25 protein-coding genes and 2 pseudogenes are annotated in these 26,878 nt (G+C 60.1%); 14 read left to right on the top strand and 13 right to left on the bottom strand.

From position 1 onward, the window contains the following. The 3 genes and pseudogenes from astD to astC form a co-directional block, all read right to left on the bottom strand. Window positions 1-153: pseudogene (astD, locus tag BN3796_RS20230) on the bottom strand (succinylglutamate-semialdehyde dehydrogenase); the annotation flags it as partial. Further along, window positions 150-1,184, bottom strand: coding sequence for an arginine N-succinyltransferase (gene astA / locus BN3796_RS13345; RefSeq protein WP_061708808.1), 1,035 nt, complete (start codon window positions 1,182-1,184; stop codon window positions 150-152). The gene astA and the pseudogene astD, both read right to left, overlap by 4 nt. Beyond that, window positions 1,181-2,401 carry a succinylornithine/acetylornithine transaminase gene (gene astC / locus BN3796_RS13340; RefSeq protein ID WP_061708807.1) on the bottom strand — a complete coding sequence of 407 codons (1,221 nt, stop codon included), beginning with the start codon at window positions 2,399-2,401 and terminating at the stop codon, window positions 1,181-1,183. The genes astA and astC overlap by 4 nt, the downstream gene beginning before the upstream one ends. A gap of 433 nt (window positions 2,402-2,834) precedes the next feature. Between astC and xthA the strand changes: the two genes are divergently transcribed. The 6 genes and pseudogenes from xthA (at window position 2,835) to BN3796_RS13310 (ending at window position 9,062) form a co-directional block, all read left to right on the top strand. After that, the gene (xthA, locus tag BN3796_RS13335; RefSeq protein WP_061708806.1) at window positions 2,835-3,641 is read left to right on the top strand and encodes an exodeoxyribonuclease III; all 807 of its coding nucleotides are present in this window, start codon (window positions 2,835-2,837) and stop codon (window positions 3,639-3,641) included. Between the two features lie 4 nt (window positions 3,642-3,645). After that, on the top strand, window positions 3,646-4,326 hold the full coding sequence (locus tag BN3796_RS13330; protein WP_061708805.1) for a TVP38/TMEM64 family protein: 681 nt from the start codon (window positions 3,646-3,648) through the stop codon (window positions 4,324-4,326). A gap of 21 nt (window positions 4,327-4,347) precedes the next feature. Continuing rightward, window positions 4,348-5,511, top strand: a complete 1,164-nt coding sequence (locus tag BN3796_RS13325) for an ABC transporter substrate-binding protein (RefSeq protein ID WP_061708860.1) — start codon at window positions 4,348-4,350, stop codon at window positions 5,509-5,511. Next, window positions 5,484-7,057, top strand: a pseudogene (locus BN3796_RS13320) (ABC transporter permease subunit). Before BN3796_RS13325 ends, BN3796_RS13320 begins: the two are co-directional and overlap by 28 nt. Further along, the gene (locus BN3796_RS13315) at window positions 7,057-7,677 is read left to right on the top strand and encodes an ATP-binding cassette domain-containing protein (RefSeq protein ID WP_061708804.1); all 621 of its coding nucleotides are present in this window, start codon (window positions 7,057-7,059) and stop codon (window positions 7,675-7,677) included. The pseudogene BN3796_RS13320 and the gene BN3796_RS13315 overlap by 1 nt, the downstream one beginning before the upstream one ends. A gap of 77 nt (window positions 7,678-7,754) precedes the next feature. After that, window positions 7,755-9,062 (top strand): rhodanese-like domain-containing protein, encoded by a 1,308-nt coding sequence (locus BN3796_RS13310; protein WP_061708803.1) that lies wholly within the window; start codon window positions 7,755-7,757, stop codon window positions 9,060-9,062. Here the strand turns inward: BN3796_RS13310 and BN3796_RS13305 are convergent. Continuing rightward, window positions 9,059-9,676 (bottom strand): CDP-alcohol phosphatidyltransferase family protein, encoded by a 618-nt coding sequence (locus BN3796_RS13305; protein ID WP_061708802.1) that lies wholly within the window; start codon window positions 9,674-9,676, stop codon window positions 9,059-9,061. The two genes, BN3796_RS13310 and BN3796_RS13305, sit on opposite strands and share 4 nt — an antisense overlap. After that, window positions 9,669-10,238 (bottom strand): carboxymuconolactone decarboxylase family protein, encoded by a 570-nt coding sequence (locus BN3796_RS13300; RefSeq protein WP_061708801.1) that lies wholly within the window; start codon window positions 10,236-10,238, stop codon window positions 9,669-9,671. The genes BN3796_RS13305 and BN3796_RS13300 overlap by 8 nt, the downstream gene beginning before the upstream one ends. A 75-nt stretch (window positions 10,239-10,313) precedes the next feature. On the opposite strand from BN3796_RS13300, the gene BN3796_RS13295 reads away from it, so the two are divergent. Then, on the top strand, window positions 10,314-10,730 hold the full coding sequence (locus tag BN3796_RS13295; RefSeq protein ID WP_061708859.1) for a pyrimidine (deoxy)nucleoside triphosphate diphosphatase: 417 nt from the start codon (window positions 10,314-10,316) through the stop codon (window positions 10,728-10,730). Here BN3796_RS13295 and BN3796_RS13290 read toward each other — a convergent pair. Further along, entirely contained in the window at window positions 10,690-10,959 is a 270-nt protein-coding gene (locus BN3796_RS13290) for a YnjH family protein (protein ID WP_061708800.1), read from the bottom strand. The genes BN3796_RS13295 and BN3796_RS13290 overlap by 41 nt on opposite strands. Before the next feature lie 224 nt (window positions 10,960-11,183). Between BN3796_RS13290 and gdhA the strand changes: the two genes are divergently transcribed. Further along, complete coding sequence (gene gdhA / locus BN3796_RS13285) at window positions 11,184-12,527, top strand: NADP-specific glutamate dehydrogenase (RefSeq protein ID WP_061708799.1); 1,344 nt, start codon at window positions 11,184-11,186, stop codon at window positions 12,525-12,527. 473 nt (window positions 12,528-13,000) lie between these two features. On the opposite strand, the gene BN3796_RS13280 is transcribed toward gdhA, so the two are convergent. From BN3796_RS13280 to BN3796_RS13270, 3 genes are all read right to left on the bottom strand, one after another. Beyond that, complete coding sequence (locus BN3796_RS13280; RefSeq protein WP_061708798.1) at window positions 13,001-14,908, bottom strand: DNA topoisomerase III; 1,908 nt, start codon at window positions 14,906-14,908, stop codon at window positions 13,001-13,003. A gap of 4 nt (window positions 14,909-14,912) precedes the next feature. Next, window positions 14,913-15,956: a selenide, water dikinase SelD gene (gene selD, locus BN3796_RS13275; RefSeq protein WP_061708797.1), complete on the bottom strand. Its 1,044-nt coding sequence runs from the start codon at window positions 15,954-15,956 to the stop codon at window positions 14,913-14,915. 116 nt (window positions 15,957-16,072) lie between these two features. Then, a complete protein-coding gene (locus BN3796_RS13270) occupies window positions 16,073-16,624 on the bottom strand; it encodes an NAD(P)H nitroreductase (protein ID WP_061708796.1) in 552 nt (183 codons plus the stop codon). 168 nt (window positions 16,625-16,792) lie between these two features. Between BN3796_RS13270 and sppA the strand changes: the two genes are divergently transcribed. The 4 genes from sppA to BN3796_RS13250 all read left to right on the top strand — a co-directional run bounded on the left by sppA (window position 16,793) and on the right by BN3796_RS13250 (window position 21,842). Further along, the gene (gene sppA, locus BN3796_RS13265) at window positions 16,793-18,649 is read left to right on the top strand and encodes a signal peptide peptidase SppA (protein ID WP_061708795.1); all 1,857 of its coding nucleotides are present in this window, start codon (window positions 16,793-16,795) and stop codon (window positions 18,647-18,649) included. Window positions 18,650-18,704: 55 nt separating this feature from the next. Then, window positions 18,705-19,721, top strand: coding sequence for an asparaginase (gene ansA / locus BN3796_RS13260; protein WP_061708794.1), 1,017 nt, complete (start codon window positions 18,705-18,707; stop codon window positions 19,719-19,721). Window positions 19,722-19,730: 9 nt separating this feature from the next. Continuing rightward, entirely contained in the window at window positions 19,731-20,372 is a 642-nt protein-coding gene (pncA, locus tag BN3796_RS13255; RefSeq protein ID WP_061708793.1) for a bifunctional nicotinamidase/pyrazinamidase, read from the top strand. A 216-nt stretch (window positions 20,373-20,588) separates the two neighbouring features. Beyond that, window positions 20,589-21,842, top strand: coding sequence for a glycoside hydrolase family 18 protein (locus tag BN3796_RS13250; protein WP_061708792.1), 1,254 nt, complete (start codon window positions 20,589-20,591; stop codon window positions 21,840-21,842). 34 nt (window positions 21,843-21,876) lie between these two features. Here the strand turns inward: BN3796_RS13250 and BN3796_RS13245 are convergent, their stop codons facing one another. After that, window positions 21,877-22,152: a YeaC family protein gene (locus BN3796_RS13245; protein ID WP_061708791.1), complete on the bottom strand. Its 276-nt coding sequence runs from the start codon at window positions 22,150-22,152 to the stop codon at window positions 21,877-21,879. A gap of 41 nt (window positions 22,153-22,193) precedes the next feature. Beyond that, window positions 22,194-22,607: a peptide-methionine (R)-S-oxide reductase MsrB gene (msrB, locus tag BN3796_RS13240; RefSeq protein ID WP_061708790.1), complete on the bottom strand. Its 414-nt coding sequence runs from the start codon at window positions 22,605-22,607 to the stop codon at window positions 22,194-22,196. Between the two features lie 338 nt (window positions 22,608-22,945). On the opposite strand from msrB, the gene gapA reads away from it, so the two are divergent. Next, on the top strand, window positions 22,946-23,941 hold the full coding sequence (gapA, locus tag BN3796_RS13235) for a glyceraldehyde-3-phosphate dehydrogenase (RefSeq protein ID WP_061708789.1): 996 nt from the start codon (window positions 22,946-22,948) through the stop codon (window positions 23,939-23,941). A 74-nt stretch (window positions 23,942-24,015) separates the two neighbouring features. Next, entirely contained in the window at window positions 24,016-24,900 is an 885-nt protein-coding gene (locus BN3796_RS13230; protein WP_061708788.1) for a D-hexose-6-phosphate mutarotase, read from the top strand. A 39-nt stretch (window positions 24,901-24,939) separates the two neighbouring features. Here BN3796_RS13230 and BN3796_RS13225 read toward each other — a convergent pair whose 3' ends face one another. Both BN3796_RS13225 and BN3796_RS13220 read right to left on the bottom strand, forming a co-directional pair. Next, a complete protein-coding gene (locus BN3796_RS13225) occupies window positions 24,940-25,794 on the bottom strand; it encodes an aldo/keto reductase (RefSeq protein WP_061708787.1) in 855 nt (284 codons plus the stop codon). Window positions 25,795-25,886: 92 nt separating this feature from the next. Continuing rightward, window positions 25,887-26,633, bottom strand: coding sequence for a MipA/OmpV family protein (locus tag BN3796_RS13220; RefSeq protein ID WP_061708786.1), 747 nt, complete (start codon window positions 26,631-26,633; stop codon window positions 25,887-25,889). Window positions 26,634-26,878: the final 245 nt, after the last annotated feature.

The following is a 26,878-nucleotide window of genomic DNA, read 5'->3' as shown; positions in this document are numbered from 1 at the left end:
CGGGAAGGCGGCCCGCGCCGCGCGGGCGGCCGCGTCGACCTGACGGGCGCTGGCGTCGGCGCCCTGCCAGAGCAGTTCGCCACCCACCGGGTTGTTTTTTACGCGTCGCTCGCCTTCCCCTGCGATCCAGGCGCCGTTAATCCACAGGCTCATGCTGTTCTCTCCTCAGGGCAGAGTCGCACCAGGCGAACCTTATCGCCCGGGCTACATTTCAGGTCATCCATCTGCGCGGCGGTCAGCACCAGCCGTTCACATTTCGGGTTGGTGCGAATAAGCGTGGCGCGAAATTGCTGGTACTGTTCATTCGCCACCAGGCAGGCGGGCCACTCTCCCGGCGCGGGCTGGCCCTCTGCCACGGTGACCAGCCGGCTTTTACGGATGGCGCGGATGCGGTCGACATCGCACTCAAGCGTCGGGCCGCCGTCGAAGATATCGATATAGTTGCGGTAGCAAAATCCCTCTTTCTCCAGCACCGCGCGGGCGGGCGCGGTCTGGGGGTGTACCTCGCCAATCACCGCCTGCGCCTGTGGGCTGAGAAAATGGGTGTAGATAGGGTGTTTCGGCATCAGTTCAGCGATAAAAGCCTTATGCCCGGTGCCGCAAAGGTAGTCGGCGCGGCTAAATTCCATGGAGAAGAAGCGCTTGCCCAGGCTCTCCCAGAAGGGAGAGTAGCCCGTGTCGTCAATCACTCCGCGCATCTCCGCCACCACCTTGTCGTTGAACCTGTCGCGAAAGGCGGCCATAAACATAAAGCGCGATTTGGAGAGCAGATAGCCATTCCCCTCCTTGCGCCAGTCGGGGTCGAGAAAGAGCGAACAGAGCTCGCTGCTGCCGGTATGGTCGTTGCTAAGGAACAGCGTCGGCAGCGCGTTATAGACGTTCAGCTCTTTAGAGGCGTGCACCAGCGTGCCGACGCGGTAGTTGTACCACGGATCGTTAAGGCCCACCGCCACCTCAATGGCGCAGATCCCGGCCATGGTGCCGGTTTCGGTATCTTCCAGCACAAACACATAGCCCTGCTCGCTTTTCGGCAGGCTCCCCTGCCAGGTTTGCTGAGCGCGCTCGATGCGTGCCGAGAGGGTTGCCTCATCCACCGGAAGCGAGGTCAGACCGCCCCCCGTTTTGGCGGCCAGCCGCATCAGCCCGGCGAGATCGCCATGCTCTATGGGACGGATAACCATCATGATGACACCTCCGCCTTAATATGGTCGCAGGCCTGCGCAAAGCGGTCGAGACCGGTCTGCACCTCCTCTTCGCTGACGTTAAGCGCCGGCGCGAAGCGTACCACGTTTGCCCCCGCGATAAGCACCATCACCCCCGCCCTGGCCGCCTCCAGGGAGATCTGCTTCGCCTTGCCGGTAAAGGGCTCAGCCAGCACGCAGCCAATCAGCAGCCCCAGCCCACGGATCTCCTTAAAGAGTCCCGTTCTGGCGTTGATCGCCTGTAACCGCTCCACAAACCAGTCGTGGCGCTGCTTCACGCCGTTCAGCATCGCCGGGGTATTGATAATATTAAGCACTTCGCCCGCCACTGCCGTCGCCAGCGGGTTGCCGCCGTAGGTGGTGCCGTGGGTGCCGACGGTCATCACGCTGGCGCATTCCTCCGTGGCCAGTAGCGCACCGATGGGGAAACCGCCTCCCAGCGCCTTGGCGGTGGAGAGGAGATCCGGCGTAACGCCGTAGTGCATATAGGCATACAGTTCGCCGGTGCGACCCACGCCGGTCTGTACTTCATCAAAAATCAGCAGCGCGTTGTGCCTGTCGCAGAGCGCCCGCAGCCCCTGCAAAAATTCCCGGGTGGCCGGGACTACCCCGCCTTCGCCCTGCATTGGCTCAACAATCACCGCGCAGGTAGTATCGTCGATGAGCTCGCTGGCGGACGCTAAATCGTTATAAACCGCGTGGCGGATATCGGGCGGCAGCGGGGCGAAATCCTGAGAGTAGGCAGGCTGGCCGCCCGCGCTGACGGTAAACAGCGTGCGACCGTGGAAGGCATTTTTGAACGCCACGATGCCGCTTTTATACGCGCCAGACTTGTCATGCGCATACTTACGCGCCAGCTTCAGCGCCGCCTCGTTCGCCTCTGCGCCGGAGTTACAGAAAAAGACCTTATCGGCAAAGGTGGCATCAATCAGTCTCTTTGCCAGCCGCAGCGCAGGCTCATTGGTATAGCCGTTACCGGTGTGCCAGAATTTCGCCGCCTGATCGTTCAGCACCTGGCGCAGCGCGGGATGCGCGTGGCCCAGCGCGTTGACCGCGATCCCGCCCGCGAAGTCGATATACTCCTTCCCCTGCTGATCCCACAGGCGCGAGCCCTCCCCGCGAACCGGAATAAAAGCCGCCGGGGCGTAAACCGGCATCATCCATTCATCAAAGTTTTCACGCGTAACTGACAGAGACATAGCGACCTCATCCGGTAAATAAAAAGTTGATTAATTGTTAAATAATTGGGTGTTTGCCCTGTGACTGTAGATTGCAGGCTTCGTGCCAGCCAGCGAGAAAACTGCATAACCGGAGGAGGATCACGTCATATCAAGACGTTAGAATGTACAGCCATTCACTTAAACTGCATAAAAAGTGAATATTTTTACGGAAAGCGGCGGGTTGCCGAACGAAAACCAGGAATATTATTCACATGCCAAATATAATTCTGGATTTGTGATCGCAGATGGAATTTACGGGTCATTTCCGCCCCACTGGAGGGCACGCTGCATCGCAGCGGTGCAGATTTTGCACCAATGACATTATCTGTCGCAGTTATTGGCGCAAGCGGATAACAGCGGCAACAATTTCTGCTACCATCCCTGCACTATTCACCTTGCACTGGCAGCGACTATGAAATTTGTCTCTTTTAATATCAACGGCCTGCGCGCCCGTCCCCATCAGCTTGAAGCCATCGTCGCGCAACATCAGCCCGACGTCATCGGTCTCCAGGAGACAAAGGTCCACGATGACATGTTCCCCCTCGAAGAGGTGGCGAAACTTGGCTATAACGTCTTTTACCATGGCCAGAAAGGGCATTACGGCGTGGCGCTGCTGACCAAAGCGACGCCGGTCAGCGTACGCCGCGGCTTCCCGGGAGACGGGGAAGAGGCGCAGCGGCGTATCATCATGGCGGAGATCCCCTCCCCGATAGGCAATATCACCGTGATTAACGGCTATTTTCCGCAGGGCGAAAGCCGCGACCATCCGCTGAAATTTCCCGCCAAGGCGAAGTTTTACCAGGATCTGCAGGACCATCTGGAGACGGAACTTAACCGCGATCAGCCGGTGCTTATCATGGGCGATATGAATATCAGCCCCACTGATCGGGATATCGGTATCGGCGAAGAGAGCCGCAAGCGCTGGCTGCGTACCGGGAAATGCTCCTTCCTGCCGGAAGAGCGCGAGTGGATGGGCCGCCTGCTGGAGTGGGGCCTGGTGGATACTTTCCGCAGCGCCAACCCCCAGACGGAGGATCGCTTCTCGTGGTTTGACTACCGTTCCCGCGGCTTTGACGATAACCGCGGCCTGCGCATCGACCTGCTGCTGGCAAGCACCCCGCTGGCGGAGCGTTGCGTGGAGACCGGCATCGACTATGCAATCCGCGGGATGGAAAAACCTTCCGATCACGCGCCGGTCTGGGCGACGTTCAACCTGTAACATCGTGAACATCCGTAAAATTCTGCTCTTGTGCGCCCTCGGGGGCGCATTTATCGTGGGCGCCGCCTGGCTTGCTCCTGACCTGCTCTCCTTCGCCTCGCTGAAGCACCACCAGCAGGCGCTGAGCGAGGCGATCGCCACCCATCCCTGGCTGAGCGTAGCGCTCGGATTTGGGATCTATGTCGGCGTAACGGCCCTGTCGATCCCCGGCGCGGCGGCGCTGACGCTGCTTATCGGCGCGCTTTTTCCCCTGTGGCTGGCCGTCGTGCTGGTCTCCTTCGCCTCCACCCTCGGCGCCACGCTGGCGATGCTGGCCAGCCGCTATCTGCTGCGTGACTGGGTGCAGCGCCGTTTCGCCAGGCAGATGCAGACGGTAAATCGCGGCATGGCCCGCGACGGAGCGCGCTATCTTTTCGCCCTGCGGCTGATGCCGCTGTTCCCCTTTTTCCTCGTCAATCTGCTGGCGGGTCTCACCCGGCTCGGTGTGGTGCGCTACTGGTGGGTCAGCCAGCTCGCCATGCTCCCGGCGACGATCGTTTTCGTCAATGCCGGACGGGAATTAGGCAATGTCGCTTCGCTGCACGATATTCTCTCGCCGGGAATGGCGATCGCCTTTACACTGCTGGGGCTATTACCGCTGGCGACGCGCCGGCTCTTGTCCCGATTCACCTCTTCTGCTCACTAACCGGGAGGCATTATGCGCCGTGTGCGTTCCTGCATGTTTCTGATTGGCCTGCTGCTGGCGGTCCCTGCCCTTGCCGCCGATACGTGGCAGGCGGTGAAGAAGGAGGCGCAGGGGCAGACCGTCTGGTTTAACGCCTGGGGCGGAGATGAGGCGGTGAACCGCTATCTCGACTGGGTGAGCGGCGAGATGAAAAGCCACTACGCTATCACCCTGAAGATTGTGCACCTTGCCGACGGCGCCGATGCGGTGAAACGCATCCAGACCGAAGCCAGCGCCGGGCGCACCCGCCGTGGCTCGGTCGATCTGCTGTGGGTGAACGGCGAGAATTTCCGCACGCTGAAAGAGGCGAACCTGCTGCAAACCGGCTGGGCGCAGAGCCTGCCAAACTGGCGCTACGTGGATCGCGCTAAACCGGTTACCGAGGATTTCGCCATCGCCACCGACGGGGCGGAATCCCCCTGGGGCGGCGCCCAGCTCACCTTTATCGCCCGTAAAGAGAGCCTGCCTGCGCCGCTACGCGATGCGAATGCCCTGCTTGACTATGCGCGCCAGCACCCTGGCAAGGTGACCTATCCGCGCCCGCCCGACTTTACCGGCACCGCCTTCCTCGAGCAGCTGCTGCTGACCCTGACGGATAACCCGCAGGCGCTCAAATCGCCGCCGGATAGCGCCACCTTCGCGCAGATCACCGCCCCGCTCTGGCGCTATCTCGACACGCTGCATCCCTGGCTGTGGCGCGAAGGGGAGGATTTTCCGCCCTCACCCGCGCGCATGGACACCCTGCTCGCCAGCGGCAGCCTGAACCTGTCGCTCACTTTTAACCCGGCGCACGCCCGGCAGAAGGTCGCCAGCGGGGAACTCCCCGCCGACAGCTACAGCTTTGGTTTTACCGACGGCATGCTGGGCAATGTCCATTTCGTGGCGATCCCCGCCAACAGCAGCGCCAGCGCGGGGGCGAAGGTGGTCGCCAACTTCCTCCTCTCCCCCGAGGCGCAGATCCGCAAGGCCGACCCGCAGATCTGGGGCGATCCAAGCGTGCTCTCCGTGGCGTCGCTACCGCCCCACCAGGCCGCTGCGCTGGGCAAACTCACTCCCGGGGAGCTGCCACCGGTGCTGCCTGAACCCCACGCCGCCTGGGTGAACGCGCTGGAGCAGGAATGGCTTCGACGCTACGGCACCCGCTAGGCTGGCTGGCGCTGGCGGCAATGACGGCGGTTTATCTGCCGCTGCTGCCCGCCGCCGGTCTGATGCTCGCCCCCGCCTTCTCCCTCTCAGGCTGGCAGGCGCTCTTTGCCGACCCGCAGTTTTCGCAGGCGCTGGCCGCCACGCTTGTCTCCACGACGCTTGCCGCCGTCGGGGCGCTGGCGCTGGCGCTCTGCGTGGCGATGGCCCTCTGGCCGGGCGCGGGCTGGCCTGCGTGGCGATGGCCCTCTGGCCGGGCGCGGGCTGGCGCCGACTCAGCGCCCGCCTTCCGTGGCTGCTCGCCGTGCCGCACGTCGCCTTTGCCACCGCGGCGCTGCTGCTTTTTGCCGAAGGGGGCGCGTTTTATCGGCTCTGCACTGCCTGTACCCCGCAGCTCGACCGCTACGGCATCGGCCTTGGCGTCACGCTGGCGGTAAAAGAGAGCGGCTTTATCCTGTGGGCGCTTTACGCCCTCCTGCCAGAAGAGAGGCTGGCGCCGCGCTGGGTTGTGATGCGCACCCTCGGCTATTCACGCGTGCAGGGCTTTTGCTGGCTGGCGCTACCGGAAATCGCGCCAGCTCTTGGCGCGCTGATGCTGGCGGTGGTCGCCTGGTCGCTCTCGGTGGTGGATGTGGCTATCGTGCTGGGGCCGGGTAATCCTCCCACACTGGCGGTGCTGGCCTGGCAGTGGCTGAGCCAGGGCGATCCGGCGGCGCAGATCAAAGGCGCCCTGGTATGTCTGCTGCTGATGGGGCTGCTGGCGGGCTATGCCGCTCTCGGCGGACTCCTCTGGCAACTCTGGCGTCGGCGCATTCCGTCCACGGCCGGCAGGCGAGGCCGGCGTGTCGTTCCTTCCCCGGGCCGCCCCCTCGGCTGGCTGGTGGTGCTGTCGGGCATCGCCTGCGCGGGGGTGCTGGCGGCGCTGGCGCGCGACTTTACCCTGACCTCCCAGGCGTTTTACACCAGCCTGACCTTCGGCGTGACAGCAAGCCTCCTTGCCCTTGCCCTGATCCTGCTCTGGCTTGAATGGGGCCCGCAGCGGCGCGGGCAATGGCTCTGGCTGCCGCTGGTTCTCCCCTCCCTGCCGCTGGTGGCCGGGCAGTACCAGCTGGCGCTGTGGCTTCAGGTGGATGGCGCCGCCCTCACGGTAATCTGGGGCCATCTGCTGTGGGTCATTCCATGGATGCTGCTGCTGTTACAGCCCGCCTGGCGCGCTATCGACCCACGTAAAATCGTGGTGGCCCGCACCCTGGGATTAGGGCGGGCGGCGATCTTCTGGCGGCTGAAATGCCCGATGCTGATCCGCCCCCTTCTCACCGCGCTGGCAACCGGCTTTTCCGTGAGCATGGCGCAATATATGCCAACGCTGTGGCTGGGCGCGGGCCGCTATCCCACGCTGACCACCGAGGCGGTGGCGCTGAGCAGCGGTGGCAGCGTGCCGCTGCTGGCCGCCCGCGCCCTCTGGCTGCTGGCGCTCACCGCCGCTTTCTTTGGCCTTGCCGCCGGGCTATCCCGGCTGGCGGGCCGCTACCGACAGGGGCTACGCTGATGCTGAAAGTAGAAAATCTGACGATCGAACCGCTGCTGCGCGGGGTCCGCTTTAGCGTCCGCCCGGGGGAGATCCTCACCCTGATGGGTCCCTCCGGGAGCGGTAAATCGACCCTTTTCGCCTGGATGGTGGGAGCGCTCGGTGACGGTCTGAATGCCCGGGGCGAACTGTGGCTCAACGATCGTCGCTGCGATACTCTGCCCGTGGAGCGCCGTCAGATCGGCATTTTGTTTCAGGACCCGCTGCTCTTTGAACACTTCAGCGTAGGGCAAAATCTGCTGCTGGCCCTGCCCGCCCCGGTGAAAGGGAGGGCGCGGCGGGAGCAGGTGGAGGCGGCGCTGGCGTCAGCAGACCTGGCGGGCTTTTTCTCCCGCGATCCGGCGCGGCTCTCCGGCGGCGAACGCGCGCGGGTCAGCCTGCTACGCGCCCTGCTGGCCCGCCCCGAAGCTCTGCTGCTGGATGAACCCTTCAGCCGCCTGGATAAGGCGTTGCGCGCTACCTTTCGCCGGTGGGTCTATGCCCAAATTCGCGTCCTGAACGTGCCGGTGGTGCTGGTGACTCACGACGAGGAGGATATCCCCCCCGGCGGCCGGGTGCTGCAGATAGCCGACTGGCGATAATCTATGTGCTAACGCAAAGAAATTTCCCGGAAGGAAGATGAAAATGGCGCTCCCTTTTATTGACGTCAGGCTTTTCGATGAAACGTGTTTCTCAACTGACGGCGCTGACCCTCGCACTGGGTCTCGTCTCGCTCTCCGCTTTTTCCGCTGATATGCCTTCCTCGCTCACCCTTAAGGAGCTGCAACAGCAGCACGGCGCGGTGATCGACACGCGCCCGAGCGCCTTTTATAACGGCTGGCCGCAAACACCCTCCGCGACCTCGGGCCATGAACCCGCCGCGCTTAACCTCTCCGCCTCCTGGCTGAACGCGATGAGCGATGAACAGCTGAGCGCCTGGGCCACGCAGCACCACCTTGCCCCGACCAGTCCCGTGGCGCTCTACGGCAGCGACGCCGATAACCAGGCGGTGAAAGCGCGTCTGGAAAAAGCCGGTTATATCCGGGTCGTAACGCTTGGCGACGCGCTGCAAAACGGCGCGCGACTGCAGCGTTTAGCCCATTTCGAACAGCTGGTCTATCCTGGCTGGCTGCATGACCTGTCGCAGGGCAAGCCGGTAGCGGCCGCCCCCGCCGGTGACTGGAAGGTCATCGAGGCGGCCTGGGGCGCGCCAAAGCTCTATCTGCTGAGCCATATCCCCGGCGCAGATTATATCGACACCAACGAGGTGGAGAGCGAACCGCTGTGGAACAAAGTCTCTGATGACAAGCTAAAAGCGATGCTGGCGAAACACGGTATTCGCCACGACACCACCGTGATCCTCTATGGCCGCGACGTCTATGCCGCCGCCCGCGTGGCGCAGATCATGCTCTACGCCGGGGTGAAAGATGTACGTCTGCTGGATGGCGGCTGGCAGAGCTGGTCGGACGCGGGGCTGCCGGTCGAGCGCGGCACGCCTGAGAAGGTAAAACCTGCCAGCGATTTTGGCGCGCCGATCCCCGGACAGCCGCAGCTGATGGTGGGTATGGAGCAGGCGCGTGGCCTGCTGCACCGCCAGGACGCGTCGCTGGTCAGTATTCGCTCCTGGCCAGAATTTATCGGCACCACCAGCGGGTACAGCTACATTAAGCCCAAAGGCGAAATTGCCGGCGCGCGCTGGGGCCACGCGGGCAGCGATTCCACCCATATGGAAGATTTCCATAACCCGGACGGCACCATGCGCAGCGCGGATGATATCGCCGCCATGTGGAAAACGTGGCATATCCTGCCGGAGCAGCAGGTGGCGTTCTACTGCGGCACCGGCTGGCGCGCCTCGGAAGCCTTTATGTACGCTCGCGCAATGGGCTGGGAAAAGATAGCCGTCTATGATGGCGGCTGGTACGAGTGGAGCAGCGATCCGAAAAACCCGGTATCGAGCGGGGAACGCGGCCCCGACGCTGTCCGTTAACGCTTCAGCGCTTTTAGCGTCTGATAGCCGCTCCAGACGCGCGTAATGGTGGTCAGCCAGCAGAGCGCGCCAAAAATCCCGGCAAACAGGGTAAAGTTTGCCGGGAAGAGGCAGCACAGCACAAACAACGCGATGGTCTCCGCTCCCTCCGTCAGCCCGCCCAGATAGTAAAACGATTTATGCGCATAGCCGGGATTATCAATCTCGTGCTTCGCCGCCAGCGCCGCAAAGGCGAGAAAGCTGCTGCCGGTACCGATAAAGGCAAACAGCAGCCACGCCGCCGCCAGACCGTTCTCGACGGGCGCCGCCAGCGCAAAACCGAACGGCACCAGCGCGTAGAAGAGAAAATCGAGCGAAATATCGAGAAAGCCCCCGGCATCGGAAAGCCCCCGCCGACGCGCCAGCGCCCCGTCCAGGCCATCCAGCAGACGGTTGATAACGATCGCGACCAGCGCCGCGTCGTACCAGCCAAGGGCCAGAAACGGCAGCGCCAGTACGCCGATTGCAAAGCCCAACAGCGTGATGCCGTCAGGAGAGATGCCCGGTTTGTCGACAGCCTGCGCCAGCCTGTTGAGCACCGGCTTCACGCCCGGGTGAAGATAACGATCAAGCATGAGGTCTCCCTTGTAACGGATCGCAAAGTCCCTGCGCGGGGATCTCCAGGGCTGCGTTAAAACGCGCCGAGAGATTCTGAAAAGCGAGCAACGCCGTCATCTCCGTAATGGCCGCGTCGTCGTAATGGCGCTTCAGAGCCGCCTTAATCTCCCCGGTCACCTGCGGCGGCGTCGCCGTTACCGCCTCAGCATAGGCGAGCGCCGCCCGCTCCGCCTCGTTAAACAGCGCGGCATTTTGCCAGTCGCTTACCGCCAGCACCTTATCCAGCGCGCCGCTGCGCTCGGCCAGCCGCAGGCTGTTGGCGTCAATACAAAAAGCGCAGTGGCAAAGCTGCGACACGCGGGTCATTAGCAGCGAGCGCAGCGCCGGATCCAGGCGGGCGCGACGGCGTTCAAGATAGCCGACAAAAAGCGCCACCAGCCAGAAGAGGCGCGGCATTCTTCCCCACCAGCGGGTGGGATTGAGTATGACGCCGAAATGTTTTTTCTGCATGGCGGCGATGGGTTTGAGGCTGGCGGGAAGGGCTGTAACGGGGGCTACCCAGTGCTGACGCTCGTTCACCTGATTCTCCTGATGACTGGACTCCGGGAAAAGGGAGGATAATATGGCATTTTCCCTTTTGAATTATTGACGAACGTGCTGAAAACTATCGATGTTGTTGCCGCCATCCTTGAGCGGGAGGGCAAAATTTTGCTGGCCCGGCGTCCGGCCCATGCCGATCAGCCGGGTAAATGGGAGCTGGCGGGTGGAAAAGTTGAGGCGGGCGAAACGCAGCCAGAGGCGCTGGCGCGGGAGCTGCGGGAGGAGCTCGGCATAGAGGCGCAGCCCACCCGCTACGTCGCCAGCCATACGCGGGAAGTGTCGCAGCGGTTAATCCATCTTCACGCCTGGCATGTGGCCGCCTTCCGCGGTACACCCGCACCGCACTTTCACAGCCAGCTTGTCTGGTGTACTCCAGAAGCGGCGCTGGACTACGATCTCGCCCCGGCCGATATTCCGCTGCTGGAGGCCTTTATTCTCTTACGCGACGCCAGACCAGCGGGTTCGTGCTGAGCCGTTTTTCATCGCGCTGGCACTGGAGAAGTACCCCGTCGGCCCGTACCACCGCCCCTTCGGAGTAGTTCTGATCCTGATAGATACAGCACTGACGGCAGGGCTGGGCGCGCGCTCCGCCGGTGCTGAATACCTCCGGCGGCACGTTGACTTCCACTTCCGGGCGAACAGGATCTGCCTGCGCGCCGGCGGCGAACAGCCCCAGCAGTATCATTACGTATCGTTTCATCACGCCTCTTCCTTTTACTTATCATCATAACTATAACGGTCACCCGCGCCGTTTCTTTAATTTCTCGCTTCATCGTTTTTTATTATGACGGAGCGCCAATAATGAATTTCCCTTAGCCGCCTATTTTTCTCTTGCCTGACGAAGCGGTGCGGGTGGTATAGTCGAAAAAGACCGCAACACGCACAAACAACACGCAAAAGCTATTATAAGAGGTTCTTATATCTATGGATCAGGCACGCTCTCTGGAATCGTTTTTAACCTATGTTCAACAGCTCGACCCGCATCAAAGCGAGTTTGCGCAGGCCGTTCGCGAAGTGATGACCACCCTGTGGCCCTTCCTTGAAGCTAACCCGCGCTACCGACAGATGTCGCTGCTGGAGCGGCTGGTGGAGCCCGAGCGGGTGATCCAGTTTCGCGTCGTCTGGGTGGATGACCAGAATCAGGTGCAGGTTAACCGCGCCTGGCGCGTGCAGTTTAACTCCGCCATCGGCCCGTTTAAGGGCGGCATGCGTTTTCACCCCTCGGTGAATCTCTCGATCCTCAAATTCCTCGGCTTTGAGCAGACCTTCAAAAACGCCCTGACCACCCTGCCCATGGGCGGCGGCAAGGGCGGCAGCGACTTCGATCCGAAGGGCAAAAGCGAGGGGGAAGTGATGCGCTTCTGCCAGGCGCTGATGACCGAGCTCTGGCGCCACCTGGGGCCGGATACCGACGTACCGGCGGGCGACATCGGCGTGGGCGGTCGTGAAGTCGGCTTTATGGCCGGGATGATGAAAAAACTCTCCAATAACAGCGCCTGCGTCTTTACCGGCAAGGGGCTCTCTTTTGGCGGCAGCCTGATTCGCCCGGAGGCGACCGGCTACGGTCTGGTCTACTTCACCGAAGCGATGCTCAAGCGTCACGGGCTGGGCTTTGAGGGGATGCGCGTGGCGGTCTCCGGCTCGGGCAACGTGGCGCAGTATGCGATAGAGAAAGCGATGCAGTTTGGCGCGCGCGTCATTACCGCCTCCGACTCCAGCGGCACCGTGGTGGATGAAACGGGCTTTACGGCTGAAAAGCTGGCGCGTCTGTGTGAAATCAAAGCCAGCCGCGACGGCCGCGTGGCCGATTATGCCCGCGAGTTTGGCCTGCCCTATCTGGAAGGGCAGCAGCCCTGGGCGGTGCCGGTGGATATCGCCCTCCCCTGCGCCACCCAGAACGAGCTGGATGCGCAGGCTGCCCGCACGCTTATCGCCAACGGAGTGAAGGCGGTAGCGGAAGGGGCCAATATGCCGACCACCATCGAAGCGACCGATCTCTTCCTGGAAGCGGGCGTGCTCTTTGCGCCGGGCAAAGCGGCCAACGCGGGCGGCGTGGCCACCTCCGGTCTGGAGATGGCGCAAAACGCCGCGCGACTGGGCTGGAAAGCGGAGAAAGTGGACGCGCGCCTGCATCACATTATGCTCGATATTCACCAGGCCTGCGTGGAGTACGGCGGAGAGGGATCGCAGACCAACTACGTGCGCGGCGCCAATATCGCCGGGTTTGTGAAGGTGGCGGATGCGATGGCAGGACAGGGTGTGATTTAAGGGATTGCCCTTCTTGCAGGCCCGGTAAGCGTCAGCGCCACCGGGCGTTTCACGCTCCGGCGCCACGTTCGCCGGGTGGCGGCTGCGCCTTACCCGGCCTACGGTTCGTCATTGCAGATTTTGCAGGCCCGGTAAGCGCCAGCGCCACCGGACATTTTCACGCTCCGGCGCCACGTTCGCCGGGTGGCGGCTGCGCCTTACCCGACCTACGGTCATTGCTGTTTTTGTAGGCCCGGTAAGCGTAAACGCCACCGGGCATTTTCACGCTCCGGCGCCACGTTCGCCGGGTGGCGGCTGCGCCTTACCCGGCCTACGGTTCGTCATTGCAGATTTTGCAGGCCCGGTAAGCGTCAGCGCCACCGGGCGTTTTCACGCTTCAGCGTCGCGTTCGCCGGGTGGCGGCTGCGCCTTACCCGGCCTACGGTCATTGCTGTTTTTGCAGGCCCGGTAAGCGTCAGCGCCACCGGGCATTTTCAGGCGGCGCTCTTTCTCTTTTTAAACGGTTTTTTCGCCCCGCCGCCCGGCGCCACCAGTCCTCTGAACTGCTTCACCGGGGTGCTTCGGGCCTGATCGATAAGCGTATAGAGCGTTCCAACCAGCGGCTGCATAAAATCCTGGTAGCGGCACTGCTTTTCGCTTATCTGCGTCAGCACCGACTCCCAGTGGGCGGTCATGTCCGGTCTGGCGGCCATCTCCGGCAGGGAGTGGATCAGCGCCTTGCCCGCCTCGGTGGAGTGGATATATCGCCCTTTTTTGGTCAGGAAACCGCGCTTAAACAGCAGTTCAATAATCCCGGCGCGGGTCGCTTCGGTACCCAGCCCGTCGGTAGCGCGCAGGATCTTTTTCAGATCTTTATCCTGTACAAAACGGGCGATGCCGGTCATTGCCGAGAGCAGCGTGGCGTCGGTAAAGTGGCGCGGCGGCTGGGTCTGACGCTCCACCACCTCGCCTTTCTCGCACAGCAGTTCATCCCCCTTCGCCACCACCGGCAGCGGCGTGCCGTCGTTCTCCTCGTCTCGCTCTTTAGAGCCGAGCAGCGCGCGCCAGCCCGCCTCCGCCAGGAAACGGGCTTTGGCGATGAACTTACCTTTGGCGATCTCCAGCTCAATCACGCACTTGCGGTAGACCGCATCCGCGCAGAACTGCATCAGATACTGCCGGGCAATCAGGTTATAGACCTTCGCCTCATTCTCCGTCAGGTTGACGTTGCTGCTGCGCGCGGTGGGGATGATGGCATGGTGGGCATCGACTTTTTTATCATCCCAGCAGCGGTTGCGGATCTGCGGGTCGACCGCCGACTGCCCCGTCAGGTCCGGCGCGTGAACGCCAATCGCCTTCATTACCGCCTGCCGTCCGGCGAAATGCTCCTCCGGCAGATATCGGCAGTCGGAGCGCGGGTAGGTGATGAGCTTATGGGTTTCATAGAGCTTCTGACAGATATCCAGCACGTTCTGCGCGCTCAGGCCAAAGCGTTTGGCCGCTTCAATCTGCAGGGCCGACAGCGAAAAGGGCAGCGGCGCGGGTTCTGATTCCCGTTTATCGTTATAGCTGGTGACGTTCGCAGGCTGGCCGTTGATGCGGTTGACCACATGCTCCGCCAGCGGACGGTGCAGGAGACGGCCCTCCTCGTCCTGGTAAGGCTCGCAGGCTTCGCTCGGCTGCCAGGTGGCGGTAAAGCGCTCCTCCTTCGGGGTGACGACATGCGCCTTCACCTCAAAGAAATCTTTCGCCACAAAGTTCTCAATCTCTTCATCGCGCCGCACCACCAGCCCGAGCACCGGCGTCTGCACGCGCCCGACCGACAGCACTCCCTGATAGCCTGCGTTGCGCCCGAGAATGGTATAAGCGCGGGTCATATTAATGCCGTAGAGCCAGTCGGCGCGGGCGCGGGCCAGCGCCGAGACGCAGAGGGGCACAAACTCGCTGTTGGCGCGCAGTCGCGAAATTGCGCGCTCCACCGCCTGAGGGTTAAGATCGTTAATCAGGCAGCGCTGTACCTGCTGGCGCTTTTCCGGCGCCAGCGCCAGGTAGTCGAGCACCTCGTCCACCAGCAGTTGGCCTTCCCTGTCCGGGTCGCCCGCGTGGATCACTTCGGTGGCGTCATTCAGCAATCGCTTGATAACGTTAAGCTGTTTGGTAACGGAAGCGCGCGGCTGCAGCTGCCACTTTTCCGGCACGATAGGCAGATCGCTGAGATTCCAGCGGGCGTAGCGGCTGTCATAGAGATCGGGCTGCGCCTGCTCCAGCAGGTGGCCGATACACCAGGTCACCACCTGTCCGTTGCCGCATTCGATATAGCCGTCGCCTTTGCGGTGCGGCTTTGGCAGCACGTCCGCAATGGCGCGGCCCAGGCTCGGCTTTTCGGCAATAAACAACCGCATCGACTTAGCGGATCTCGATCATCGGACGGCCGCCGCGGGCAGGCACCAGCTCGCCGATCGCCGTCAGGGTAATCCCAAACTCCGCCGCGATCGCCTGCACCTGCGCCTCCGCCTCCGGCGTGACCGCCAGCAGCAGGCCGCCGGAGGTTTGCGGATCGCACAGCAGATTGCGCCACGCCTGCGGCATATCGCCCATCAGATGGCCATAGCTGGCAAAGTTACGCTGGGTGCCACCCGGTACGGCGCCCTGCGCGATATACTCCTCCACGCCCGGCAGCTTCGGCACCTCCTGATACCAGACCTGCGCCTGTACTCCCGCCCCCTGGCACACTTCAGAGAGGTGGCCCAGCAGACCAAAGCCGGTGACGTCGGTCATCGCCTTCACGCCGTCAATACTGGCGAATGCGGTGCCCGCCAGGTTCATCTGGCACATCACTTCCGTCGCCAGGCCAGCGTGCTCCGGCTTAAGCAGGGATTTTTTCTCCGCGGTGGTAAGTACGCCAATCCCCAGCGGCTTGGTCAGGAAGAGCTTACAGCCCGCCTCGGCGGTGCTGTTGCGCTTCACGCGCTCGGTGGGCACTACGCCGGTGACCGCCAGGCCAAAGATCGGCTCCGGCGCATCGATAGAGTGGCCGCCCGCCAGCGCGATCCCCGCCTGCTGACAGGCATAACGCCCCCCTTCCACCACGTCGCGGGCAATTTCCGGCGCGAGGGTGTTGATCGGCCAGCCCAGGATCGCAATCGCCATGATCGGCTTACCGCCCATCGCGAAGATATCGCTGATGGCGTTGGTGGCGGCGATACGGCCAAAGTCGAAGGGATTGTCGACAATCGGCATAAAGAAGTCGGTGGTGCTGATAATGCTGGTGCCGTTACCTAAATCGTACACCGCCGCATCGTCACGCGTTTCGTTACCGACAAGCAGGTTCGGGTCGATAAACTTCGCCTGTTCGCTGTGCAGAATGGTCTCCAGCACCTTAGGGGAAATTTTACAACCGCAACCGGCTCCGTGGCTGTATTGCGTTAGACGAATAGTTTGCTCGCTCATGGTCATCTCCTGACATTGCCTTTGCGCTATGGTAGCGCTCATTCCGTGATGAGGTAAGTCTGACCGTCTGAATTATGCGACGCTTGCTCATAATCCAGACAGTCGAAAAGGAATAGTTAAAAATGGGTGACGAAGGGGGTGACGTCCGGCACGGAAACGGTGGTGGAGGCCTTCAGCTGCGGCGTGCCGAGATAGAGGAAGCCGACTACTTTGTCATGCTCCCCGCAGTTCAGCCCCTCGCGCACCGCGGGGCTCTCCACCAGCGGGCCTGTGCGCCAGATGCCGTTAAAGCCCTGCGCCAGCGCGGCCATCTGCATCGCCATTACCGCGCAGCCCGCTGACATCTCCTGTTCCCATACCGGAACTTTATGATTCGGCTGACATTTAGCCACCACGGCGATGATCATCGGCGCGCGAAACGGTGCGTTGCACGCTTTATCTATCCCTTTCTCATCCTGGCCTGCGGCAATCGCCCCTTTTTCCAGCAGGGTGCTGAAGCGGTCGCGGCCGCTGCCTTCAATAATAAAGAAATGCCACGGCTGAAGCGTACCGTGATCCGGCGCGCGCATGCCCGCCCGCAAAATCGCCTCCAGCTGCTCGCCCGCCGGGGCAGGTTCCGCCAGACGGGAGGCGCTACGACGGTTAATCAACAGTTCAAGTGCGTCCATGAGTCAACTCCTCTCTTGATATTTACTTAAAATTAACACGGTCGCAGATTTTGTTACAGCGCAGCAGGCGATTCCTGCTGACAAGTGGCGGTTGGGTCATTACGATAACCTCCACATTTCCGTTGGATGGCGACGGATAACGGGTACTTAACTGGACACGGAGAATACATGCGAACCCTTTGGCGAATTATTGCCGGTTTCTTTAGATGGACGTGGCGGGTGCTTAACTTCGTCCGCAACCTGGTGATGAATCTCTTTTTCATCCTGCTGGTACTGGTTTGCGCGGGCATCTGGATGCACGTCAGCGACAACAGTCAGACACAGCACACCACACGCGGCGCGCTGCTGCTCAATATTACCGGCGTGATTGTCGACAAACCCTCCACCAGCAACCGTCTCGGGGCGCTTGGCCGCCAGCTGCTGGGCGCCACCTCCGACCGGCTGCAGGAAAACTCCCTGTTTGATATTGTCGATGCCATTCGCCAGGCGAAGGAAGATCGCAATATCACCGGTATCGTGCTGGATCTGAAGAATTTCACCGGCGCGGATCAGCCCTCCATGCAATATATCGGCAAGGCGCTGCGCGAGTTCCGCGACAGCGGCAAGCCGGTTATCGCCGTCGGCGACAGCTATACCCAGGGGCAATACTACCTGGCGAGCTTCGCCAACAAGATCTGGCTCTCCCCTTACGGCACCGTCGACCTGCACGGTTTTGCCACCAACGGGCTCTACTACAAATCGCTGCTCGACAAGCTGAAGGTGACGACCCACGTTTTCCGCGTCGGGACCTATAAGTCCGCCGTGGAGCCGTTTATCCGTGACGACATGTCTCCGGCGGCGCGCGAGGCGGATAGCCGCTGGATTGGCGAGCTGTGGCAGAACTACCTTAAAACGGTGTCAACCAACCGCCAGATTACTCCTGAACAGGCCTTCCCGGGCGCGCAGTCGATGCTCAGCGATCTGCAAAAAGCGGGCGGCGATACGGCGAAATATGCCTTAGAGCACAAGCTGGTGGATGCGCTCGGCTCCAGCGCCGAGATCGAAAAAGCGCTGACCAAACAGTTCGGCTGGAGCAAAGCGGATAAAAACTACAGCGCCATTAGCCTCTACGACTACACGCCGAAGAAACCCAGCGACGCGGGCGCAAGCATCGCCGTGGTCTTTGCCAACGGCGCGATCATGGACGGGGAGGAGACCCCGGGTAACGTCGGTGGCGATACCACCGCCGCGCAAATTCGCGACGCGCGCCTCGATCCGAAGGTGAAAGCCATTGTACTGCGCGTCAACAGCCCCGGCGGCAGCGTCAGCGCCTCCGAGGTGATCCGCGCTGAGCTTGCCGCTGCCCGTGCGGCGGGTAAACCGGTGGTGGTGTCGATGGGCGGCATGGCGGCCTCCGGCGGCTACTGGATCTCCACCCCGGCAAATTACATCGTGGCGAATCCGAGCACCCTCACCGGCTCTATCGGCATCTTCGGCGTCATCAACACCGTGGAAAATAGCCTCGACGCCGTGGGCGTTCATACCGACGGGGTGAGCACCTCGCCGCTGGCGGATGTGTCGGTAACTAAATCCCTGCCGCCGGAAGTGGCGCAGATGATGCAACTCAGCATTGAGAATGGCTATAAGCGCTTTATCACCCTGGTGGCGCAGTCGCGCAAATCGACCCCGGATCAGGTGGATAAAATTGCTCAGGGCCATGTCTGGACCGGCCAGGACGCGAAGAGCAACGGGCTGGTGGATAGCCTGGGCGACTTTGACGACGCCGTGGCTAAAGCAGCCGAACTGGCGAAGCTTAAGAAGTGGCACGTGGAGTATTACCAGGATGAGCCGACCTTCTTCGATATGGTGATGCAGAGCATGTCCGGCTCGGTGCGCGCCATGCTGCCCGAGGCGATTCAGGCATACCTTCCGGCCCCGGTCGCACAGGCGGCAAGCGTGGTGAAAGCGGAAAGTGATAAACTCGCCGCCTTTAACGATCCGCAGAACCGTTACGCCTTTTGCCTGACCTGCGGCAACGTCCGATAACGCGCTCCCCTCTTCAACCGAAGAGGGGATTTTTTACAGCATAAGAACTTAAACCATGCAGAAGAAATCAATTTATGTCGCCTATACCGGCGGGACCATCGGTATGCAGCGCTCTGAGAATGGCTATATTCCGGTATCGGGCCACCTGCAGCGCCAGCTGGCGCTGATGCCAGAGTTTCACCGCCCGGAGATGCCCGACTTTACCATCCATGAATACGATCCGCTGATGGATTCGTCAGACATGACGCCGGAGGACTGGCAGCATATCGCCGACGATATCAAAGCGCATTATGACGACTACGACGGTTTCGTGATCCTGCATGGCACCGACACCATGGCGTTCACCGCCTCCGCCCTCTCCTTTATGCTGGAGAATCTGGGCAAGCCGGTGATTGTTACCGGTTCGCAAATCCCGCTGGCGGAGCTGCGCTCGGACGGGCAGATCAATCTGCTCAACTCGCTCTACGTGGCGGCCAACTACCCCATCAACGAGGTCACCCTCTTCTTCAACAACCGGCTCTATCGCGGTAACCGCACCACCAAGGCGCACGCGGACGGTTTTGACGCTTTCGCCTCGCCGAACCTGGCGCCACTGCTGGAGGCGGGCATTCATATCCGCCGTCTGGGTACGCCCCCTGCGCCGCATACCGCGGGCGAGTTGATTGTACACCCCATTACGCCGCAGCCGATCGGCGTGGTGACGATTTATCCCGGGATCTCCGCTGACGTGGTGCGTAACTTCCTGCGCCAGCCGGTGAAGGCGCTGATCCTGCGCTCCTACGGCGTAGGCAACGCGCCGCAGAACGGCGAGTTTTTGCAGGAGCTACAGGCGGCAAGCGATCGCGGCATCGTGGTGGTGAATCTGACCCAGTGCATGTCCGGCAAGGTCAATATGGGCGGTTACGCCACCGGTAACGCCCTCGCCCATGCGGGGGTGATCGGCGGCGCGGATATGACGGTAGAGGCGACCCTGACTAAACTTCACTATTTACTCAGTCAGGATCTGGATGCGGATGCCATTCGTACTGCCATGATGCAGAATTTGCGTGGCGAACTGACCCCGGATGAATAAGGAGAAGTTATGAAACAACGAGCCCTGTTACTGGTTGATTTACAGAACGACTTCTGCGCGGGCGGCGCGCTGGCGGTGGCCGAGGGCGACAGCACCGTTGATATTGCCAACGCGCTTATCGAGTGGTGCAAAGCGCGCGGCGAAGCGGTGGTGGCAAGCCAGGACTGGCATCCTGCTGACCACGGCAGCTTTGCCAGCCAGCACGGCGTAGAGCCTTTCACCCAGGGCGAGCTGGACGGCCTGCCGCAGACCTTCTGGCCCGATCACTGCATCCAGCAGACCGAAGGGGCGCAGCTTCACCCTCTGCTTAACCAGAAGGCGATCGACGCCGTTTTCCAGAAGGGTGAAAACCCGACTATCGACAGCTACAGCGCCTTTTTTGATAACGGCCATCGCCAGAAAACCGCCCTCGACGCCTGGCTGCGCCATCATGAGATCGTGGAGCTGATTGTCATGGGGCTGGCGACGGACTACTGCGTGAAGTACACGGTGCTGGATGCGCTGCAGCTCGGCTATACGGTGAACGTTATCACCGACGGCTGCCGCGGCGTTAACGTTAATCCGCAGGACAGCGCCCAGGCCTTCATGGATATGGCCTCAGAAGGCGCCACGCTCTATACCCTGGCAGACTGGCAGGAGACGCAGGCGTAAGCCTTTTAAGCCGGATGGCGGCTACGCTTACCTGGCCCATAAAAATCGGATCGCAGGCCGGGTAAGCGTCAGTGCCACCCGGCAACCCCCTCGCCGATATCCCATAAAGTGAACTCCCTCGCATCACAAGCGAAACCGCAATGTTATTCTCATAAAGCTTTTTTTCGCCACGCCATTTCCGTGGCGTGTTTATTTTTTTGTCAAAGAGGAAATGCTATGAAACTTTTGCCCTTGCTGGCAGCCTTACCCCTGCTCTGCGCATCCGTGGCATCCGCCAGCTCTATGATGTCGGTCGGCTATTTCAACGGCGGCGGCGACGTCACCGCGGGACCGGGCGGCGATATCAACACCCTGGATGTCCGCCAGATTACCCACCTGAACTACTCCTTTGGCCTGATCTATAACGACGAAAAGGATGAGACTAACGAGGCGCTGAAAGATCCGGCTAAACTGCACCAGATCTGGCTGTCGCCGAAGGTCGCCTCCGATCTCGCCCTTATCCCCACCCTGCGTAAGCAAAACCCGCAGCTGAAGGTGCTGCTCTCGGTCGGCGGCTGGGGAGCGCGTGGCTTCTCCGGCGCGGCAGCCACCAAAGAGACGCGGGCTGTCTTTATTCGTTCGGCTCAGGAGATTGTCAAAAAATATGGTCTGGACGGCATTGACCTCGACTGGGAGTTTCCGGTCAACGGCGCATGGGGACTGGTCGCCAGCCAGCCGGCGGATCGGGACAACTTTACCGCCCTGCTGAAAGAGCTGCGCGCCGCGTTCGGCCATAGCAAGCTGGTGACCATTGCGGTGGGGGCCAACGCCGAGAGCCCGAAAAGCTGGGTGGATGTGAAGGCGATCGCGCCGCTTCTCGACTACATCAACCTGATGACCTACGACATGGCGTACGGCACGCAATACTTCAACGCTAACCTCTACGACTCGAAGACCTGGCCGACCGTTGCCGCGGCGGATAAGTACAGCGTCGATTTTGTGGTGAATAACTATCTGGCCGCCGGGTTAAAACCGCAGCAGATGAACCTCGGTATTGGTTTCTATGGCCGCGTGCCCAAGCGCGCCGTGGAGCCGGGCATCGACTGGAGCAAGCCGGACGCGCAGAAAAACCCTGTTACCCAGCCCTATTTTGGCCCGGCCGAGCTGACGCTTTTTAAATCGCTGGGCTATGACCTGACCAAAGACACTTACGTCAAATATAACGATATTGTGAAGAAGCTTTTAAACGATCCGCAGAAGCGCTTTACCGAACACTGGGATGACCAGGCGCAGGTGCCGTGGCTCTCCGTGGAGGGGGCGAACGGAAAACCGCTCTTTGCTCTCTCCTATGAAAACCCGCGCTCGGTGGCGATCAAGGCGGAGTACATTAAAAAACGCGGTCTTGCGGGGGCGATGTTCTGGGAATACGGGGCGGACGATAACAACCAGCTGGCGAAACAGCTGGCGGATTCGCTGGGAATTAAACATTAAGGCATTCTGCCGGGCCTGTGCGCCCGGCATACCGTTACGATTTGAACGTCGCGATCGGCTTTGGCGTGATGCCAAACTCCTCTTTCAGCTCGCGTTTGCTCTTCATCACCATCTGACCGTTCGTGTCGATGGTCATGTGCTGCGCCTGGGTGTTGTGCCGCGCCTGCCAGAGCATCACCAGTTGAAGGCTGTTCTCTTTTTGCTCCGCGGTCAGCGCCACACCATCCGGCCATTTCCCCGTCTCGACGGCGGTCAGCAGCCGCTGATAAATCTCCGGCGTCATGCTGTTAATCATTTGTTCTAAATTCATGATTTCGCCCCTGCAATGGAATAATTTGCTGAATCGTTTAATCAGCCCTGCGTCTGGTCGCCATTTTCGTCATCGGTGAAGCTCATGGAGGCGGAATTGACGCAAAAACGCTCGCCTGTCGGCTGTGGACCGTCCGGAAAGACATGTCCCAGATGCGCGTCGCAGTTACCGCAGCGGATTTCGGTGCGCTGCATGCCGTGGGAAGAGTCGTTCAGATAGCGGATCGCCTCCTCGCTCACCGGCTCATAAAAGCTTGGCCAGCCACAGCCGGAATCATACTTTGTACCGGAACTAAAGAGCGGTGCGTCGCAGACCAGGCAGTGGTAGACGCCGTCCCGCTTGTTATGCAGCAAACGCCCGGTAAACGGGGGTTCCGTGCCGCGATGCTGGGTGACGTAAAACTGCATTTCCGTGAGATTTTTTTTCAGTTCTTCAGGATTTTTAGGATTCGACATAGGCTCACATCTCGCAACAGTAACAAACAACTTAACCCCAGATTCTAACAAAACATTAACAGTGAAGCCTGAACTTTTGTTCTAAACTTAGTCGTTGCCGCAGAGCGGTCAGGCAATTGTGACCGGGTTCACAAATTAATCCTGTCAGCCCTTTAAAATTCGGCCGCAGCCCCCATGTGGTTGCTAGCTCAAAGGGAAAGTGAGGCGGTCAGTCGCGCAAAGCTTATGCAGCGGATTGATTTGTCGCAATGATTGACACGATTCCGCTTGACGCTGCGTAAGGTTTTTGTAATTTTACAGGCAACCTTTTATTCACTAACAAATAGCTGGTGGAATATATGACTATCAAAGTAGGTATCAACGGTTTTGGCCGTATCGGCCGTATTGTTTTCCGTGCTGCTCAGAAACGTTCTGACATCGAAATCGTTGGTATCAACGATCTGTTAGACGCTGAATACATGGCGTACATGCTGAAGTACGACTCCACTCACGGTCGTTTCGACGGCACCGTTGAAGTGAAAGACGGCCACCTGGTTGTTAACGGTAAAACCATCCGTGTTACTTCTGAAAAAGATCCGGCTAATCTGAAGTGGAATGAAATCGGTGTTGACGTTGTTGCTGAAGCAACCGGTATCTTCCTGACCGACGAAACCGCGCGTAAACACATCACCGCTGGCGCGAAAAAAGTGGTTCTGACTGGTCCGTCTAAAGATAACACCCCGATGTTCGTACGTGGTGCTAACTTTGAAACTTACGCAGGCCAGGACATCGTTTCCAACGCATCCTGCACCACCAACTGCCTGGCGCCGCTGGCTAAAGTTATCAACGACAACTTCGGCATCATCGAAGGTCTGATGACTACCGTTCACGCGACCACCGCTACTCAGAAAACCGTTGACGGCCCGTCTCACAAAGACTGGCGCGGCGGCCGTGGCGCGGCTCAGAACATCATCCCGTCCTCTACCGGTGCTGCTAAAGCTGTAGGTAAAGTTCTGCCGGAACTGAACGGCAAACTGACCGGTATGGCGTTCCGCGTTCCGACTCCGAACGTATCTGTTGTTGACCTGACCGTTCGTCTGGAAAAAGCAGCTTCTTACGAAGAGATCAAGAAAGCCGTTAAAGCTGCTTCCGAAGGCCCGATGAAAGGCGTTCTGGGTTACACCGAAGACGACGTTGTTTCTACCGATTTCAACGGCGAAGTATGCACCTCCGTGTTCGATGCTAAAGCAGGTATCGCACTGAACGACAACTTCGTTAAGCTGGTATCCTGGTACGACAACGAAACCGGTTACTCCAACAAGGTTCTGGATCTGATCGCTCACATCTCCAAATAAGTGAGATGAGACTCTGATCTTCAAAGGCGACTTCGGTCGCCTTTTTTATTGATTTGAATACAGAGGATTGTGTAATGATTAATAAAATTTTCGATCTGCCGGTAGTAGAACAACTTACCCCTGTACTCTCCCGCCGCCAGATTGAGGGCGCAGACATTATCGTCGTGGATCATCCTCGCGTGCGGGCCTCTGTTGCCCTGAACGGCGCGCACCTGCTCTCCTGGAAACCGGCAGGCGAAGAAGAGGCGCTCTGGCTGAGCGAGGCCACCTCCTTTGCAAAAGGGGCGGCGATCCGCGGCGGCGTGCCGATCTGCTGGCCGTGGTTTGGCCCGTCAGCCACGCAGGGGCTCCCTTCCCACGGTTTTGCCCGTAACCAGCAGTGGACGCTGCAGGCGCATAATGAAGATGATAACGGCGCGGTGCTGACCTTTGCGCTGCAGGCGAACGACGAAACCCGTAAGCTGTGGCCGCACGAGTTCACCCTCTACGCGCGCTTTAAGCTGGGTAAAACCTGCGAAATCGAACTGGAAGCGCACGGCGAATTTGAAACCACCTCCGCCCTGCATACCTATTTCAACGTGGGCGATATCGCCGCGGTGAAGGTCAGCGGCCTGGGTGATACCTTTATTGATAAGGTGGATAACGCGAAAGAAGGTGAACTGACCGACGGCGTACAGACCTTCCCGGATCGCACCGATCGCGTCTACCTGCATCCTGAAGCGTGCAGCGTGATCCATGACAGCGCCCTGAATCGCACCATGGAGGTGATCCATCACCATCACAGCAACGTGGTGGGCTGGAACCCGGGCCCGGCGCTCTCCGTCAGCATGGCGGATGTACCGGACGAGGGCTACAAAACCTTTGTCTGCGTTGAAACGGCCTGTGTCACCGCGCCGCAGAAAGCGAGCGAAGAGAAGCCTTCTCGTCTCGGCCAGACTATCTGCATTGCGAAGCGCTAAGCGCTTTCCACCCTCTCCCGTCCGGGAGAGGGTGTCCTGTTACACCACATCCAGCGGCACTTTACGCCCCGGCGCCGGAAACGCAGCGTTAAGCTGGCTCACTTCCCCGGCGTTCAGCGTAATCTCCAGCGCCCGCGCGTTCTCCTCGACATGTTTAACCGACGACGCTTTTGGAATAGCGATAACCCCCTGATGATGAATCACCCACGCCAGCAGGATCTGGGCGGGGCTGGCATGATGGATATGGGCAATCTCATTGACCGCCGGATGGTTGAGCAGGCCTGAACGTAGCCGTCCCGCCTGGGCCAGCGGACAGTAAGCCATCACCGGCATCTTCTGCTGCTGGCACCAGGGGAGCAGATCGTATTCAATGCCCCGGGAGGCCAGGTGGTAAAGAACCTGATTAGTGGCGCACGCCCTGCCGCCCTGCAGTTGCCACAGCGCCTGCATATCTTCATAGTCGAGGTTCGAGACGCCCCAGTGACCAATTTTGCCCTGCTGTTGCAGCGTCTCCATCAGCTCCACCGTCTCATCCAGCCCGTAGTTGCCGCGCCAGTGCAACAGATAGAGATCGATACGATCGGTACCCAGACGGCGCAGGCTCGCTTCACAGGCGGCGATCCCTTTTTTACCGCCCGCGTTCCACGGATAGACTTTTGACACAAGGCAGACTTTGTCGCGCTGCCCTTTTATCGCCGCGCCCACTACCTCTTCGGCGCCCCCGTCGGCATACATCTCGGCGGTGTCGATAAGGGTCAGCCCCAGATCGATTCCCGCCCGCAGGGCATTCACCTCTTCGCTGCGCTGGCTCGCTTTTTCGCCCATGTACCATGTCCCCTGCCCGATGGCAGGCACGACGATCTGGTCAGCAAAGGTTACGGTTTTCTTATTCATCCCTTTCTCCTCTTTTCGCTGTACCACGGTAAAACAAAACGGGGCGCAAGCGCCCCGTTTTTATGCACGAATTACACTGTTAAAGTGCCCAATCAGAACGTATAGGTGACACCCACGGAGAAGATCCCCGACCAGGATTTGTCGACCATCGGGCTGTCTTTAATTTCATCGCTCAGACGGATGTAACGACCGGTGCCGTAAACGTTCCAGTCGCCGATGAAATTATAGCTGGCCGAGAGCTCCAGATAGGGGTTCCAGCCGTCGTCCGCGCTATAGCTGTCAAGACCGCTACGTCGGGACTCGTTTTTGGAGACGCCATAGTAGTAGTCGTTGTAGTTTTCGCTGTAATACTCCACCCCGATACCCGGCGTCACGGTCAGCCCGCCGTTGGTGTAGCGATAAAGCCACGCCAGATCCCAGGTAAAGCCGTTACTGTTATCCAGCGTATCGCCCGCCAGCGCCGTGCGCAGGAAGCCGTACTCGGTGTTATGCACGTAAGAGAGCCCCGCCATCATGCTGCTTTTGCGTTTGTCGAGGCGCTGCAGTTGACCGTTGTCGCTGTCACCCGGTTTAAAGTGGGTGGGATCATAGTAGGCCATGATCGAGAGCTTATCGGTCTTGTCGTTCCAGAGATAGTAGCCGCCGCCCAGCCCGCGGAACCAGAAATCATCACCTTCGTAGGTGAGAACCGGTACCGGGTAGAAGTCGCGATCGTACTGTTTGTAGGGACTGTTGATCACACCAACGCCCGCACCAACAGACCACTGATTTGCCGCGACTGCGGTGTTCGCTGCGGTGGCAATAAGCACGCCTAATGCCAGAAGTTTGAGTTTGGTCACAATCCATTCTTTCCTGTAGTCAAATAATCAGCGGGTGAAGTGTAACCGCCATTCCCGAACAACCCAAAATTTTTTGGCTGTTTATCAGATGGATTAACCGACTATTTTCTCTTTTTCAGATGACCAACCGTTTTCAGCCGGGTGACGCCCGCGTGAAATCATTCTTTCAGGCTGAATAATGACAGGGAATTTGTGAGATGAGTTATTGATATGTCATTGAAAGTAGATTTCGCTGGCATGCAAGT

It is taken from the genome of Pseudenterobacter timonensis (assembly GCF_900021175.1).
GTDB lineage: Bacteria > Pseudomonadota > Gammaproteobacteria > Enterobacterales > Enterobacteriaceae > Enterobacter > Enterobacter timonensis.
This window is presented reverse-complemented; position numbering and strand designations above follow the sequence as displayed.